General features: G+C 55.5%; 13 protein-coding genes. 2 read left to right on the top strand and 11 right to left on the bottom strand.

Annotated elements, in window-relative coordinates:
• Positions 1 to 75 precede the first annotated feature (75 nt).
• The 11 genes from C3F38_RS24055 to C3F38_RS24005 all read right to left on the bottom strand — a co-directional run bounded on the left by C3F38_RS24055 (position 76) and on the right by C3F38_RS24005 (position 13003).
• Complete coding sequence (locus C3F38_RS24055; RefSeq protein ID WP_038879399.1) at positions 76 to 1002, bottom strand: aminoimidazole riboside kinase; 927 nt, start codon at positions 1000 to 1002, stop codon at positions 76 to 78.
• Between the two features lie 221 nt (positions 1003 to 1223).
• A complete protein-coding gene (locus tag C3F38_RS24050; RefSeq protein ID WP_055316183.1) occupies positions 1224 to 3371 on the bottom strand; it encodes a phosphocholine-specific phospholipase C in 2148 nt (715 codons plus the stop codon).
• A gap of 124 nt (positions 3372 to 3495) precedes the next feature.
• Positions 3496 to 4335: an NADPH-dependent 7-cyano-7-deazaguanine reductase QueF gene (gene queF, locus C3F38_RS24045; protein WP_055316204.1), complete on the bottom strand. Its 840-nt coding sequence runs from the start codon at positions 4333 to 4335 to the stop codon at positions 3496 to 3498.
• The gene (locus C3F38_RS24040; RefSeq protein ID WP_019453032.1) at positions 4313 to 5209 is read right to left on the bottom strand and encodes a queuosine precursor transporter; all 897 of its coding nucleotides are present in this window, start codon (positions 5207 to 5209) and stop codon (positions 4313 to 4315) included. The genes queF and C3F38_RS24040 overlap by 23 nt, the downstream gene beginning before the upstream one ends.
• Positions 5210 to 5824 carry a helix-turn-helix transcriptional regulator gene (locus tag C3F38_RS24035; RefSeq protein WP_004937341.1) on the bottom strand — a complete coding sequence of 205 codons (615 nt, stop codon included), beginning with the start codon at positions 5822 to 5824 and terminating at the stop codon, positions 5210 to 5212.
• 530 nt (positions 5825 to 6354) lie between these two features.
• Positions 6355 to 7656 carry a cytosine permease gene (locus C3F38_RS24030; RefSeq protein ID WP_047730842.1) on the bottom strand — a complete coding sequence of 434 codons (1302 nt, stop codon included), beginning with the start codon at positions 7654 to 7656 and terminating at the stop codon, positions 6355 to 6357.
• Between the two features lie 20 nt (positions 7657 to 7676).
• The gene (locus C3F38_RS24025; RefSeq protein WP_038879387.1) at positions 7677 to 8366 is read right to left on the bottom strand and encodes a PAS and helix-turn-helix domain-containing protein; all 690 of its coding nucleotides are present in this window, start codon (positions 8364 to 8366) and stop codon (positions 7677 to 7679) included.
• Between the two features lie 27 nt (positions 8367 to 8393).
• The gene (locus C3F38_RS24020) at positions 8394 to 8804 is read right to left on the bottom strand and encodes a GNAT family N-acetyltransferase (protein WP_019453029.1); all 411 of its coding nucleotides are present in this window, start codon (positions 8802 to 8804) and stop codon (positions 8394 to 8396) included.
• A gap of 427 nt (positions 8805 to 9231) precedes the next feature.
• Complete coding sequence (locus tag C3F38_RS24015; RefSeq protein WP_055316202.1) at positions 9232 to 10146, bottom strand: alpha/beta hydrolase; 915 nt, start codon at positions 10144 to 10146, stop codon at positions 9232 to 9234.
• 626 nt (positions 10147 to 10772) lie between these two features.
• Positions 10773 to 11657, bottom strand: a complete 885-nt coding sequence (locus tag C3F38_RS24010; protein ID WP_055317541.1) for an ATP-grasp fold amidoligase family protein — start codon at positions 11655 to 11657, stop codon at positions 10773 to 10775.
• Positions 11658 to 11707: 50 nt separating this feature from the next.
• Positions 11708 to 13003: a lysine N(6)-hydroxylase/L-ornithine N(5)-oxygenase family protein gene (locus tag C3F38_RS24005; protein WP_047729835.1), complete on the bottom strand. Its 1296-nt coding sequence runs from the start codon at positions 13001 to 13003 to the stop codon at positions 11708 to 11710.
• An 880-nt stretch (positions 13004 to 13883) separates the two neighbouring features.
• On the opposite strand from C3F38_RS24005, the gene C3F38_RS24000 reads away from it, so the two are divergent.
• Together C3F38_RS24000 and C3F38_RS23995 are read left to right on the top strand one after the other, a co-directional pair.
• Complete coding sequence (locus C3F38_RS24000; RefSeq protein WP_080479014.1) at positions 13884 to 14642, top strand: helix-turn-helix domain-containing protein; 759 nt, start codon at positions 13884 to 13886, stop codon at positions 14640 to 14642.
• Entirely contained in the window at positions 14632 to 15117 is a 486-nt protein-coding gene (locus C3F38_RS23995; protein ID WP_080479013.1) for a hypothetical protein, read from the top strand. Before C3F38_RS24000 ends, C3F38_RS23995 begins: the two co-directional genes overlap by 11 nt.
• Positions 15118 to 15215 lie beyond the last annotated feature (98 nt).

The raw sequence follows: 15215 nt of genomic DNA, 5'->3' as shown, positions 1-15215 counted from the left end.
AGCTATTGTGATCGAGCGCGCAAATCGTGGGCAAAAGACTACGGCGAACCTGGGGATCGCCGTGGATGCAGAGGATCAACGGAGGAAAGCCGCCAGCTCGTCGGCGTGGGGCAGGGCGGTCATGGCCCCTTTGGCGGTGGTGGCCAGCGCGCCGCAGGCCTGCGCCTGGGCGATAACCGCCGGCCACTGCGCTTCCTGCGGCAATTCGTGAAGGCGTGCCAGCGCCGCTAACAGCCCGGCGACGAAGGCGTCGCCGGCGCCGGTGGTATCGACCGGAACGACAGGCGCCGCGCGGAAATGACGCAGCCGTTGGCCGTCATGCACATAGACGCCGTCGCCGCCCAGCGTCACCAGCAGCAGGCGCAGCGGATAGGTTTGCATCATCCAGCGAATGGCGTTCTCCAGATCGTCAAGATGGCTGATGAAAGCCAGCTCTTCGCGCGACAGTTTTACCACGTCCGCCAGCAGCAGCGCCTTTTGCAGGCAGGGGCGTAGCGCTTCCGGCTGGCGCCAGACCTCTTCGCGGATGTTGGGATCGAAACTGACCCGGCCACCGGCCGCCCGGATGCGCTCCATCGCGGCAAAGGCCGCGCTGCGGCTGGGCTCCTGCGAGAGCGCGATGGAGCAGAGGTGCAGCCATTCCCCCCGTTGGAAATCCGGCAGATCGTCAGGCTGCAAAAACAGATCGGCGCTGGGCTGCACCATAAACGTGAATGAGCGCTCACCCTGCAGATCGAGATCCACCACGACCGTGGAGGTGTGGTGTTCGGGGTCCGGCCGCATATGGCCGATATCCACCCCTTCATCGCTCAGCACCTGCTGCAAAAAGGCACCGAAGCCGTCTTGCCCCACCCGCCCGATAAAGGCGCTGTCGCCACCGAGCCGGGCGATGCCCACCGCCACGTTAGCCGGCGCGCCGCCGGGGCATTTGAGATAACCGTTGGCATTTTCCGGCACCAGGTCGATCACGGCGTCACCCAGTACCCATACGCGATTTATCATGCTTAATCCCTGTTTTTGTCCTTGTCAGATGGGGTGCTAAAATAGAAGAACCGGTTTAGCAAGGCAATGAAATAATATCCGACCGTGAGCGAGATCAAAAAAATAGCGGGGGTGGGGCAGGGATAAGGTTTTGAGAATGCGCCCTCCGCAGGAGAACCGACGTCTGTGGGCGCCACAAAGAGGCTGGCGGTTTAATTTCCGCGATTTCAATCTATAACGCTTTACTCCTGGCCCATCAGCGGGTCGCTGACGCTGTGCTCGCCATCCTCCAACCGGCCCGCCAGGCGGCGCAGCCAACCTCCCGGGCTTTGCAGCGTAAGGTCATACCAACCGCCGCTGGCGCGGGCGTCAAACCTCTGTTGGTGACTGCCGCCCGCCGGCAGCGTGATGTGCCACGGGCCCTGCTGCGTATAGGGGCAGCGTTCGAGGGTAACCGCGATCGCTTCGGTGCCCGGGTTGTTCAGCTGCAGCTGCAGGCTGCGGCCCGTCGGGCGCAAACGCACCTCCGGCTGCGGCCGGTTCAGGGCGCCGCGCAGTTCACGATGAAAGCCGTTGGGGCCGAGCAGCCACAGATGGTACTCATCCTCCGTCTGCCAGTCGTCGCTGACCGCCTTGCCCGCCTCGACGGTAAAACGGCGCGGGATCTGCGCCAGATCTCGCCGATCGTAGACGTGAAACACCGCTCCCTGCTCGCCGGTATTGAACAGGTTCAGCGTCACGCGGCGCTGTTCGGCCTCGACGGTGGCCTCGACGTGCAGCTGGTAGGGCAGCGCGCGGGAAGGGCGCGCCAGGCGACGTTGGTGGGGCAAACGCTGGTGGACAGGCGATGGCAGCGGTACCTGCGGCAGCTGTTCCTGGCGCTGGCGCAGGCCATCGGCGGCGTGGCGACTGGTGGCGGGCAGGCTCGGCAGCGCTTCGCCGTTAGGGTCGACAAAGTTGAACGCCGAGGTGAGATCGCCGCACACGGCGCGGCGCCAGGCGCTGATGTTGGGTTCATGCACCTGAAAGCGCTTTTCCAGGAATTGCAGCACCGAGGTGTGATCGAAGACCTGCGAATTGACCCAGCCGCCGCGGCTCCAGGGCGACAGCACCAGCATCGGCACCCGCGGGCCGGGGCCGTAGATGCGGCCGTCCGGCGGCGGTTGATCCTGCGAACCGGGCGGCGCCACGTGCTGGAAGATCTCGGTGTCGAACGGCACCGTCGATTTACCGGCGAAGCTGCCGTCCTCGCGCAGCGACGGCGCGGAAGGCGAAGGCATATGGTCAAAAAAGCCGTCGTTTTCGTCGTAGTTGACCAGCAGGACGGTTTTACTCCACACCTCCGGGTTGTCGGTCAGCGCGTTGAGGATCTCTTGGGTGAACCAGCCGCCCTGCACCGGGCTGGAGGGATCGGGGTGTTCCGAATAGGCCGCCGGCGCGATGATCCAGCTGACCTGCGGCAGTTTGCCCTGCTGTACGTCGGAGCGGAACCCGGCCAGCATGGCGTCCAGATCGTTGCCGTCGGCGGCCGGCAGGGTGTTGCCGTTGCCTTTGTACAGTGGCGCGGCCTCGTTAAGCGCATCGCGATAGGGCACGAAGGCGTTGAAGTCTTTCGGCGGCCGCGCCGGATTGCCCACCTGAATGCTGGCGGCGCGGTATTGGCGAAAACCCGCCAGCGGGTTGTCGGTAAAGTTGTCCGGCAGGAATTGATACACCTTCCAGCTGACGCCGCTCGCCTCCAGCCGTTCCGGATAGGTTGTCCACTGGTAGCCGATCTCCGCCGGGCCGGGGCTGTCCCATTCGTTGACCACCACCGCCACGTCGGCGGCGGACGGGCCGTTGGTGCCGGTCCAGTGGAACAGCCGGTTGGTGTTGGTGCCGGCGTGAATAGCGCAGTGATAGGCGTCGCAGAGGGTAAAGGCGTTGGCCAGCGCGAACTGGAACGGCAGCTCATGCTGGCGGTAGTAGCCCATCGAGGCCGGCGTTTTGTAGGTGGGCCAGGCGCTCATGCGGCCGTGATCCCAGGCGGCTTGCTCATCCACCCACGAATGCGGCGTGCCGGTGACGCGCTGGGCGTTGCCGCGTTTGCTGTCCAGGTGGTAGGGCAGCACCAGTCGTTCGGCGCCCTGCTGTTGCCAGACATGGCGATCGCCGGGCAATGGAATGGTAAAGCGATCGCTGAAGCCGCGCACGCCCGGCAGGGTGCCGAAGTAGTGGTCGAAAGAGCGGTTCTCCTGCATCAGGATCACCACGTGTTCGACGTCGCGCAGGGTGCCGGTGCGGTTGTTGGCGGGGATGGCCAGCGCTTTGCGAATCGAGGCGGGCAACAGCGAGAACGCCGATCCGATGGCGGCAGCCCGCAGGATGTCTCTGCGTGAAAGGTCAGGCATGCGTCGTTAATCTCCGTCAGTGTGCTTTGAAGATAGCCGCTGACGACGATAATGGCGAAAAATAACAGGGAGATGAAAGCGAGGGAAACAATGCTCCCTGGCGGGAGCATTGCGGGGATAACGCTTACTGTCTGATCAGGCGACCAAGCGCCGGTGCCGTTTCGAAATCGCTGCGGAAGGGGTTGATGTCCAGGCCGCCGCGGCGGGTGTAGCGCGCGAACACGCTGAGTTTTTCCGGACGGCAGCTCTGCTTGATGTCGTTGAAAATACGCTCGACGCACTGCTCGTGGAATTCGTTGTGCTGGCGGAAGGAGATCAGGTAGCGCAGCAGGCTTTCGCGGTCGATTTTGCGGCCTTCATAGCGGATCACGACGCTGCCCCAGTCCGGCTGGTTGGTGACCAGGCAGTTGGATTTCAGCAGGTTGGAAGACAGCGTCTCCGACACCGGTTCCCCTCTCTCGGCCGCGCCGCTCAGGTATTCCGGTTTGAAGGTGAAGTCGTCGACCGCGATATCCAAATCGTCGATGTTGATGCCCGGCAGGCGCTCGATCTGCGCCGGGTAACCTTCCAGCCCCGGATAGAGCTTGACGGTGACCTGGCCGTTGGCCGCCTGCGACAGATCTTTCTGCATGGCGGCGCTCACCTGTTCCACGCTGTCAAAGCGCGTTTGGTTGAAGCTGTTGAGATACAGCTTGAACGATTTGGACTCGATCAGGTTCGACGAGGAGTGCGGGAAGGTAAATTCGCCGATGCCCACCACCGGCTTGCCCTTGGCGTTGAGCCAGGACAGCTCGAAGGCGGTCCACAGATCAAAGCCGCTGAACGGCAGCTGCCGCTCGTCCACGCCGATCAGATCGCGGCCGCGCGCACGCGGCAAGGCTTCGAGCAATGTGGGAGCATATTGATCCGGATAATCGGAGTTCGCGCCAAGATGGGTGATCTTATCTTGCTTTTGGATATGCATATTCATTGCCCTTTGCTTGTTCGGTATTGATGTAGCGGTTAAACAGACTGCGGGTGGCGTAGATTGGCCCGACGCCCAGCAGGGCGTAAACCACCTTGATCAGGAACTGCGACAGGATCATGGTTTTGATGATGTCCCAGCTCAGCACGTTGTAGAACGCCAGCGTACAGAACACCACGCTGTCGATGGCCGAAGCCACAACGGTACTGGTGATCACGCGCACAAACAGGTAGCGGGAGTTGGTCAACTCTTTGATTTTGCAAAGCAGGTAGGAGTTGACGTTCTCGGAGATCAGATAGGCCGCTGACGAGGCCACCAGCACCGCCATGATGCTGTGCACGATGCCGTTGTAGGTCTCGCTGTACTCCCACTGCGGAATGCTCGGCACCAGCGTCGTTACCCAGACCCCCAGGACGAAGGTCAGGTTGGCGATAAACGAGATGATAATCGTGCGCCGGGCCAGCCGTAATCCATAGAATTCGTTGAGGATGTCCACCAGAATGAACGTGAGCGGGTAGATGAAGATCGCCGGTGGCGTGATGAGATTCAGCACCGGGATTTGGATCGGCTTGACGCCGCACAGCGTTGAGAAAATATAAATCACGCTGAGCGCCACGGTAATAATCAGGTAGGCGTACCAAGAGCGTTCGTGGCGATCGCTGAGCTCGTAGGCGGTTTTTTGTTTGTTGTCGCCATAGAGTTTGCGGTACAGCGCCTGCAGCTCGTGCCGGCTCAGATCTTCTGATATTTCGCTGTCGGCCAGCTCATTCAGCCCCATGGTAATGGTTTTGCCGGTGGCCAATACCATGACATTGGCCGCGATGGTGCCATGTCGGGTGAAGCCCAACAGCTTGAACTTCTGATTCGGTTCCATTTATAACCTTTCTCCAACGATATAACCCAGGAATTGCACGGTGTCCTGAGGGCGTTTGTCCATGCTTTCGCTGTCTTTGTCGTCAACCACAAAGAAGCCGCTTTTTCCCGAGTGATACAGCAAAGGTGAATCGCAAATCAGTACCGGCGGGCGTTTGATGATGATGACTTCGCCGGGAATAAATGACCCTTTAATTTCGGTCTCTATTTTCATTGCCAACATGTTCGACTCATCGCCGAAGAAATAAGTCAGAGGAAACTCGGTGACCAGTTGCCCGATCTTGCGCTGCGAGACGGCCAGATAGCGCGACTGCGGGATCACGGGGATGGCGGAAGGGTTCTTGTTGCCCTCGGTGGACAGCGTTTCGTTAAGCAGCTCCAGTTTTTCCAGATCGTAGTCTTCGATCTCTTCACAGGAGACCCCGAAGAAATCGGAAATCCGATTCACGGTGGATTGCTGAACGTTGTTCACTCTTCCGTCAAGAATTTTGTAGAGAGTCGTGCGCGTCAGGCCGCTGCGGTTGGAAAAGGAAGCCTTGGTTTCACCGCGGGTACGCATCAGATATTCAATATTTTTAATGATGTTGATTTTGCGCTGTGCGTTGGTGGTTTTCATCGGCTGTCCTTACAAACATTACGCTGGCTTCACTATATCTTACGCGTCGGCGTTGTCCAGATAAAAAGGCGCTGAGGGGGAGGTAACAGGCTGATTATTGGTGGTAATTATTGTTTTTTGTCAGCCGTTTAGCGCAGTGATGTTAGCGCAGGCGATCGGGGTGACCTGCAAAGATGATAAAACTGTGTAAATCAATTGATTAGCTTTTGCTTATGGAAAAGTGAACACAAAAGTCAATTTTATGTGTACTTTTATGTTGACCAAAGCCGATTTCATAAGCTACTGTTCATTCAAGCTGAAGTTTTTCTTTATGATCAAAACACTGAAGCCAACGATTTTATAATAAAAAACTCAGAGGGGGCGCTGCCACACTCTGAGCCTAATAGATTGCTTGCTACCGACACCAGGGACCCTAACTATCATGGCCGTTTGTCCGCGCGATCGGCCCATTCTTTTCCGTTACGCCCACCTTTCTCGAGCATAAAACACTCCCCCGTTACCGGAGGAGTGCATTAACTCATGGGCGAAAATCAGAGCGACTTCTGTGAGGCCAGCGGTTTTTGCGCCCGGCTGAAGGCCAGTTTGAGTACCCAATACAGCAGGCTGGCGGCTACCAGAGAGTTGATGGTCGGTACGCCCCATTCGGTCGCCAGACCAACGGCGCCACCGGCGATGCTGGCGACGATCGCCGCCCAGCCAATGGTTGGCGTTTCGTTTGGCAACTGGCCCGTGCGGCGGCTCTCGTCCAGGATTTTGCGGTGGCTGCGCAGCAGATAATAGTCCACCAGCATGATGCCGATAATCGGCGGGAAGACTACGCCAAGCACCGTCAGGAAGTCGACAAAGCGGTCCAGAATGCCCAGCACCGACAGCGTGGTGCCCAGAATCCCGATCACCAGTGTGGTGTAGGTGTACTTCAGCTTTTTGCCGGTGATGCCTTCCACCGCGTTGACGATGCCCAGCGAAGAGGAATACAGGTTGAGATCATTGACGCGCAGGGTGGAGAACACCACGACCAGCAAACCGGCACCGCCGGCCGCTTGCGACATGATGGTGACCACATCGGCGGTGCCCAGGGTTTTGGCGATCAGGATCGCCAGGCCGTTCACCACGAACTCGCCGGCGATGATGGTGAAGATCGTGACGCCGAGCACGTGCTTGCCGTTTTTGGAGTAACGGGTCAGGTCGGGCGTCATCAGGCTGGCCACGATGGCGCCGCCGACGACGATGGTGATGCCGGCGCTGATGGTCAGCGGTTCACCCGGCGGCGCCAGCTGGATGATCTCCTGCAGGTTATGCCCGGTCAGTGCGGTCACCGATATATAGGCCACCAGCATGATGAACATCGGCACCGCGATACGGGCGGCGATGCGCAGCGCTTTGAAGCCGAATGCCACCAGGATGGTCAGCAGCGTGCCCGAGAGCCCGGCGGCCAGGCCGAAGCCCAGCTTATTGCCGAGCGCGAAGTCGAGCGACTTGGCGAAAATGGCGTTCTGAATGCCGAACCAACCCAACAGGCTGACGGCCACCACCACGCCAATCAGCACCGACCCCAGACGGCCGAAGCCGCACCAGCGCGCCAGCAGGCTGCCGGAAATCCCTTCGCGCATGCCCGCCAGCCCCAGGCCGTAGGTCACCACGCCGAAGATCAGGCTGCCGACGAAAATGGCGGTGAAGGCGTCAATCAGCGTCATGGAGTTGCCGAGCACGGCGCCGAGCATGAACTGGTCCAGCGCGGTCAACATGCCCATGTGCACGATGGCCACGCTTAAAAACGAAACTCTTTTATCCTGCGGCACCCGGGTGAGCGGATAATCTTCGATCTTTATCACGGTGAGATCTTCCTTGCGGTTCAAATAAACTGAATGCCTTTGGTTATCAGGCGATCGGGAATGTAGTTATCCAGGTTGGCGTATTTGCAGTACTCCTCAAATTGCTGCTGAGTATGCACGTTGGCCTTCTGGTAAATGTTATAAATGCGGTTTTCGATGGTCTTATTGCTGACGTTATATATTTTGGCGATCTCTTTCACCGTAAATCGCTGAAGCATAAGAAAAATGACATCGAGTTCGGCACGGGTGAACAGCTCGTTATTGACTTCGGTGGTCAACACGCTGGGCTTTTGCTGATTGATGTATTTCAGCGGCGACAGGCTGTTCATCGGCTTGGCGTTCCAGATCACGCCAATCACCTGTTTGTCATCGTTGTACACCGGCAGCTTTTCGCTGATAAACGGCGTCAGGTTGTCTTTGCCGTACCAGTAGTGCGTTTCTATGACCGTGACCCGATCGCGCGCCGCTTCGGTCATCTTGTCATGCTCGATAAAATCGGCGGCGGAGTCGGCCCAGTCGGCGGGGAATTCGTGGTCATATTTGCCGGCGACGTCGAAATTCAGCGGCGTATTGGTATAGAGATAAGCGGCGCGATTCATATAGAGGTGGCGGGACAGCTGGTCTTTGATGCCCCAGGGCTCGCTCAAGTGCTCCATCATGGTGATGAGGCCCTTAAAATAAGATTCATTATTTTTATGCGATGAACCCATACCTACCTCTGCGCCGCTCAGGCCGCGTTACAGGCTTTTAGCCAGGTAATGGCGGGTGTGGCGATGTGCGTAGTCGCCCAGCTCGCCGTAGACCCGGTAGCCCAGTTTTTCGTAGAAGCCCCGGGCCTGGAAATCGAAGGTATCGACATAGGCCATATGGCAACCGCGCTTGCGGGCTTCTTCTTCGGCCAGTTGCATCAATTGGCGGCCGTAACCGCTTTTGCGACATTGATCGCCGACCCACAGATATTGCACTTCCAGGCCGCCCCACCAGGTGCGTGCGACCAGGCCGCCGACGATCTGCTGGTTGTCGTCGGTGACGGTCAGGAACAGTGGGTGAATGTCTACGGGCTGGGTTTTATGGTTGTGAGCCCAGAGGCTGTCGATAACGAACTCTTCATCCTGCGGGTTGGGTTTGTCGGTGATATTAATATTCATTTTTAATATAATTCCCTGTTTTAATTATTCAAAACTGAATTAGGCACTTTCGCCCTAACCGCCTCTAATATCACTTCCGTTAATGTATTTCAAGGGTGGTTTTCACCCTTTTCCGCCGGGTGAGGGGACGCTTATAGTAGGCGTCACAGGGAGAAGAAAATAGTGAAACAGGCGATATTAAAACGCTGAAATGCCCTGCTTACACCATCTTTTCCTACTTGCGCCTCACCAGGGCCCCACCGGGAAAACTGCAGTACTGTATGGCTCCACCGGATAGAGCAAGCTCACTTGCCGACGGGGGAGCCACTTTGTTTTTTGACGCGCCCACCCACGCCCGCCATTCGCTGTCTCAGATATTAAACACTCTTCTCATCAGAAGATATGCGCCGCAGATGAAAATGTGGCCGATACCTTCTGATCCGCTGATTTAGTCCTCTGTTATGACGCTGCTCAGCGCCGGCTCGATGGTGGCATCCAGCATGGCGCCGTGTCCTAAGGCCGGCCACTCCCGATAGCCGACGGCGAGACCGTCGAGCTGCGCCAGGTGTTCGGCCAATAAATGCGTTGCGTCCGCCGGCAGAGCGGGGCTCTTCACCCCGGGCGGGGCCGCACGATCGCGTTCCGCCAGGCCAACCCACAGTTGCAGCCTCGCCACCGGCGCCGGGCGTCGCGCCATCATCTGCTGCGCTTCTTGCAGGATCATGCCGTTGCCCCACCACAGCGAGGGTTCCACGGCGATGTAGCGTTGGAAGGCGGTGGGATGGGTGAACAACGTGTGCAGCACGAAGAGCCCGCCATAGGAGTGACCCCACAGCGTTTGCCGCTGCGGATCGACCGCCAGTTTGGCGGCGATCGCCGGTTTGATCCGCGTTTCAATCAATTGCAGGAACGCATCCGCGCCCCCGCCGCTCCGCGGCGGTTGCTTCAGGCCCGCCGGCAGAGGGAGCGTATAGTCGTAGGCGCGGCCGGCGGCATCGATGCGCAGATCGTTGTCATAGCCGATCATCACCAGCACCGGCGGCCGCTTCGCCGCCGCCAATTTGGCCAGCAAGGCGGGATTCAATCCCATCAGCACCGCATTGCCGTCGAGGAAATAAACCGTTGGATAGCCGTCAGGCGCAGGGGCCTGGCGCGGCTGGGCGATGCGAACGCGGTAATGCCGTTGGCCGTCGGCGGAGGTGAAGCGCAGATCGCTGAAACGGTAATCTGCAGAATCGCTATCGGCAACGGTAGTGCCGATCTTGCGTTCCAGGTCGGGCCTGGCCAGCACGGAACCCGGCAGCCAAAGGCCGATGGCGAGCGCCAGAAGCGCGGAGATAAAATGCCGGTTGGACAAGAACATGCGGATCAACATCCTTGTAAAAGGCCGATAGTAGCATCCGTTCGGGGCCGGCAAAACCTACCTTTAGGGCGGGCATTCCGACGGCGAAGTGCGGCCGAAGCCCAGAGAGGGCCGCCAGTTGCTTTGCAGGGTTAATAGCAACCCTTTGTTATTATTGATAAGTCAGGAATAAGAAGGGTTACAATTAATTAGAAATGGTTATGATTTTTGTGGGTGAGTAAACGGCGAAGAAGGGTGGAAACATACGGTTATCAACGATGTTTAGCAAAAAAAGCCCTATAAAATAGGGCAAAGACACACAACAACACCAGGGAAACTTTCCGGTATCTTATATTATAGCTTCCTATACATATAGAACATTTTATTATAAATATGTAAGTGATTCTTATTAATCACTCAATACCATTGTTTTTCAAATGGTTATGCAGCCTTTGCTGAGATATTGCCCTTGGGGTTGGTGCGGATAGCCAAGGGCGGGAGGTGGGGATATTGTCGCCACGGCGGCAGAACAGGCGAGAGCCTCGGCCCGATACCCCTCAAGGCGATACCGACCGGCAGGCGGCAAACGTGCCGGCCGGTATTTCTGCTCAGGCGCGGCCGATCTTCACTGTGGGGCCAGGTGAAAATCAGTGCTGTTGCAACGTCAACATCTCGCCAAGCAAAACATCGGTTGGCGGCAGGATATCCGTATCCAGCCCGGCAGAGGGGGTAAAGGTCAATTCGCCGAAAATGATCTGGCCTTTGGAGATGTAGAAATCAACGCGAACAAACTCGAAGGGCGCGGACAAGCGTGAGGCGTACTCAAACAGCTCATCGTAGCCTTCTGGCTTCACGAAGGCGTCTATTTCTTCCTGGCTCAAGGCCAGACAGTCATCGCTGTAGCACAGAAACTTGAAATCTTTGTCAAAGAAGTAATACTTCGGCGACCCGGTATCTCTGCCGACACACAGCAACGTGCAGTAAGGTACTCCGCGGAAACAATAGATTTTATAGTCTTCAGGCCCGTGACCATTGGCCGATTCGATATATTTCTCCCCAATGATCTTTTTTTGTATCCCTTTGTAGTTGAGCTCTACATAGGTTTTCCAATAATCGTCTTTCATCCAGCCATCGATCAATTTTTTGGCGCTCTTGATATTCAGCAATTTTTTATTCTGGCAAATCAGGTTATATCCGGAACCGTGATTCCCTTTGATCACAAACTTATCCGGTAATACGTCCCACGGAATATCGTTTACTGAATCACAGGCAAAGTACAATTCATTGAGGATCTCTTCGCACCCTTGATCTTTGATGTACTGTCTTACCGCATATTTATCTGCACACTGCTTCACCAACGCATTGCGACTATAGCCATTCAACTTCAGGTGATTGATCTTTTCATTCCAGGTGGACGGCGCCTGCAAGTTTAACGGTTTGCCAAATGCTTTTTTGTAGAGCAATCTGGCCTTGAATTCGGGGGCCAATACGGCCAGCTGCTTTACAATAAATTTAATGACTTGTCTTTTCATATCCGTAATTCCATCAAAGCGTAGTGACAATGATTAAGACGTTCTTGTATTTAAAACGCGTGTGGCACGCTTTCACTGCGCCATTGAATGGCCGTCGGCGTGGTTCCCAGATCAAATGGCTTGTGATCTAACGCCCGATTAAGAATGCGGGCCGATCGCCACGCCATCAGACTCAACTGCGGATCGGCGATGCCGTGATTGTGCATACTGGCGTTCATGGCGAATAAGCAGTTCTCCGCCGGGCCTTCCCACTCAAAGGTAAAGTCTGGGGCGATGCGGTATTCGCCATCCGCAGTGGTCAGCAGGCGGTGGGCCAAAGGTTCAAGGAACTCTGGCGTGGCCGTCTGATAACCTGTGGCAAAGATCACCACGTCCGCTTTGAAGGCTTCTTCACCGTGATCGAGATGATGACGTGTTTCGAGTTGGTAGGCGTTATCCAGCGTGTGTTTCACGGCCGTCAGCGAACGGCTGGGCAGCAGGCGCACCCATAATTTCTCGCGCAGGACATCGAAGCGGTGGTACATGGCGCGATAAATCGCCAGCAGCGACTCACTGGTGATGCCGTCGGAGGTCATCTTCTGTTCGGCCAGCATATGCCGCTTGGCCGCGCTATCCAGCGAGTAAAAGCTCTCGACGTAATCGGGCGTGAAGTATTCGTTGGCAAAGGCCGCTTCATCGAGCGCGTTGTAATTGTTGCGGCGTGATATCCAGTCGAGCTGTTCCGGCTGCCCCCATTCCCCTTTAAAAATATTCAGGAACAGATCGGCGCCGCTCTGGCCGCCGCCAACGATCGCCACGCGTTTGCCGGTCAAATCGGGGTTGCGCAGCATCATTTCACTGGCGTGGAAACAGCGATCGCTTTGCGCCGTCACGCAATCCGGCAACTTTATTTTCTTGCCTATACCAATGCTGACGTGTTTGGCGTGGAAGACCTTATTCGAGGTGGTCACCACGAACTGGCGCTGCCGATCGTCGAACTCGATCTGCTGAACGTCTTGGTTAAACGCCAACGAGTCCATCCCGCCGGCGGCCCAGGTGAGGTAGTCGGCGAACTCTTCACGCGATGCGGTGCGCTGTTCCGTCGTCAGAAAACGATAGAACTTTCTTTTTTTTACCAGATAGTTGAGAAAGCTGTAGCGATTGGTGGGGGCAACCGCGCTCACCAGGTCTTTTAAAAAGTTGGTCTGCATGCTGCAATCCGCCAGGATCATCCCTGGGTGCCAGGAGAAATGAGGTTTGCGCTCCAGGAATTGCCCCGTAAACCCCTCTATTTCACTTCCTAAGGCCGCCAGGCTAAGATTCGACGGGCCAAGGCCAATGCCGATGATATCCAAACGCTGATTCATTAATAAGCTCCAGTATAATGAGAATAATACCCAGAAATACGGCTGCAGATAGGGTGGCTTATAGCAACCAGGCTGCCTTTTTCTTATAAGTAAGCTTCACGAATTAAATTTAATTAAAATGTGTACGGGCCAGAAATACCGAATTTTTAAATGCCCGTTTAGAATTGAGTAGCACATCAGGTAAAGGCTACGGGTGTATTTCTTTCCATGAAAATCCCTATGAAAGCTTGCGTGTGGTTTTAATGATTATTCCTAAGTAAAAATCCGATATCCCTGAGTCTCGACGCCATGAAAACGATCGCCTGAAGCGGCTACCCATCGTATGGGTTCTCATCTGATTTTCTGGTGTATGTGCCAGCCTGCGTTCGTTTTGCATTTCCGGGATCGGGTGTTCGTTGCTTAGAATAACCCTAAAATAGGCGCTGAGAAGGTGAAATAACGTGATATTAAAAGCCGGGCGCTTTTTGCAAAGATGAAATCGGAAGTGAAATTATGAAATCGGTTGATTAAATCTTGTTTTTGTTTAATTAATTCAGTGGGTTGTCTTTTTGCGGGCAGCGGCATTTTACACCCGCTAACCGAGAATTTCCGGCCGTTCTGAGCCTCATTTTCCCCTTATTACCCACCGGCAGCGGTAAGATTTTACCCCCGGTGGCATCAACCTATGGGCATGGATTGCTCACGTTAACGACCGGGTTTAGCGTTTGTTTAACTCCTGTGGCAAAGGTTAGCGCAGTGAGTGGGGCCGGCAGTGGCAACCCGCCCACTTACGCAGGGGGAGAAGCATGCCTGACAGGTAGGAGGGAATTTATACAGCTCGTAGGAATATTCTTATCGTTCGGTTATAATCCGCGCCACGAGTAGGCCTAAGAGAGTGAGCATGAGATTTTTGATCAATAACCGGGTTATCTTCGATGAAGATAATCTCACGCTGGCATTGGCAGATGAAAACGCCGATCCGGTGGTGCTCACCGCTATTGCCAACCGCCTGCTCGCGCTGCTGGTGAAGAATAATAATATCCTGATTAGCCGGGATTTTATTTTCTCTGCCGTTTGGGAAGATCACGGTAAAACGGCCTCAAGCAGCAACCTGAACAACTATATCGCCAGCCTGCGCCGGTCTTTTTCCAGCCTGGGTGAGGATGAAATCCTGGTCACGGTACCTCGGCAAGGATTTATGTTTACCGCAGCTAGCATTCATTCCGTAGCGGATCATATGACGCAGGACGAAAACGTTCCTGCTGTTTCTTTGCCCGTTCGGCGACGCTGGGATGTTATTTTACCGAAGGTAACGTTGCTATTAACCGGGATTGCGTTGGTATTGGCGGGCGTTTACTTTTTGACCGAACGTTACGATACCGCTTATCAGACCCAGATCGCCAGCTACAAATCTTGTCGCGTGGAGACGCTGAACGACAGCGAGCGGATCGACGAACGGTATATTTCCGACGCCCTGGAAAGGCTCAAAAGCCGTGGTTTTGATTGTGATGTACCGGCAACGGTTTATTACTCTCGATTGACATACCGTTATACGAACTACAAAAAGCTGATTGATTTTATCTCGTATTGCCCGAAACACCGCGTTAAGAATATGGATGCGCACTGTGAAGATGAGTTTGAGGTGATCAATGAAGGTTAGCTCGCGCCGTGCTTTCTATCTGGCATTATATGCTGCTATTTCACTTGTTATTGTTATATTGATTTATTTATTGACTTCTTCGCGAGATTTTCCTGAATGCAATGCGTCTTTATCGACGACGCGCATGATGCCGAATGGGACGGTAACCAGCGGTTTGTACGTTAACATCGTGCGTTCGGGATGGCGCCGCGCGACTATTACGCTTAACGGCTTAGCCTATCGGGATGGAAAGAAACAGGTGATCGCCAGGGTGCTGGAAACGAAGTATCACTATCATCGGGGTTTTTACTATGTTGCCATTGAGAAGAAAATCCTTCAATCCATGGATAATTTCACCTACTCAGATGCTCAGACGTTTCTGTTGGGTGAGGAAAAGCATTACTATGTTTTAAAAATTGCCAAATTGAATGATGACAACTTTATTATGTACTACGGCAGGCAGCCTGAGCTGCTGTGCTCCGTAACCAGAAAATGATGTGGACATCCCATAATGAGATGATTATGGGATGTGGTTGGTGATGGCGTGTATAGCAAATAACGGCAGGTAGAGCGTGTCCGTGAGCGGACATCTTG

Source organism: Serratia sp. SSNIH1 (assembly GCF_002935055.1).
Lineage (GTDB): Bacteria > Pseudomonadota > Gammaproteobacteria > Enterobacterales > Enterobacteriaceae > Serratia > Serratia nevei.
The sequence above is the reverse complement of the archived record's forward strand: the minus strand, read 5'-3'. Positions and strand labels throughout refer to the sequence as shown.

Excerpts from the sequence above, each read along its gene's own strand:
- C3F38_RS24055 (WP_038879399.1), bottom strand. The coding sequence starts at position 1,002 with ATGATAAATCGCGTATGGGTACTGGGTGACGCCGTGATCGACCTGGTG.
- C3F38_RS24050 (WP_055316183.1), bottom strand. The coding sequence starts at position 3,371 with ATGCCTGACCTTTCACGCAGAGACATCCTGCGGGCTGCCGCCATCGGA.
- queF (WP_055316204.1), bottom strand. The coding sequence starts at position 4,335 with ATGCATATCCAAAAGCAAGATAAGATCACCCATCTTGGCGCGAACTCC.
- C3F38_RS24040 (WP_019453032.1), bottom strand. The coding sequence starts at position 5,209 with ATGGAACCGAATCAGAAGTTCAAGCTGTTGGGCTTCACCCGACATGGC.
- C3F38_RS24035 (WP_004937341.1), bottom strand. The coding sequence starts at position 5,824 with ATGAAAACCACCAACGCACAGCGCAAAATCAACATCATTAAAAATATT.
- C3F38_RS24025 (WP_038879387.1), bottom strand. The coding sequence starts at position 8,366 with ATGGGTTCATCGCATAAAAATAATGAATCTTATTTTAAGGGCCTCATC.
- C3F38_RS24020 (WP_019453029.1), bottom strand. The coding sequence starts at position 8,804 with ATGAATATTAATATCACCGACAAACCCAACCCGCAGGATGAAGAGTTC.
- C3F38_RS24015 (WP_055316202.1), bottom strand. The coding sequence starts at position 10,146 with ATGTTCTTGTCCAACCGGCATTTTATCTCCGCGCTTCTGGCGCTCGCC.
- C3F38_RS24010 (WP_055317541.1), bottom strand. The coding sequence starts at position 11,657 with ATGAAAAGACAAGTCATTAAATTTATTGTAAAGCAGCTGGCCGTATTG.
- C3F38_RS24005 (WP_047729835.1), bottom strand. The coding sequence starts at position 13,003 with ATGAATCAGCGTTTGGATATCATCGGCATTGGCCTTGGCCCGTCGAAT.
- C3F38_RS24000 (WP_080479014.1), top strand. The coding sequence starts at position 13,884 with ATGAGATTTTTGATCAATAACCGGGTTATCTTCGATGAAGATAATCTC.
- C3F38_RS23995 (WP_080479013.1), top strand. The coding sequence starts at position 14,632 with ATGAAGGTTAGCTCGCGCCGTGCTTTCTATCTGGCATTATATGCTGCT.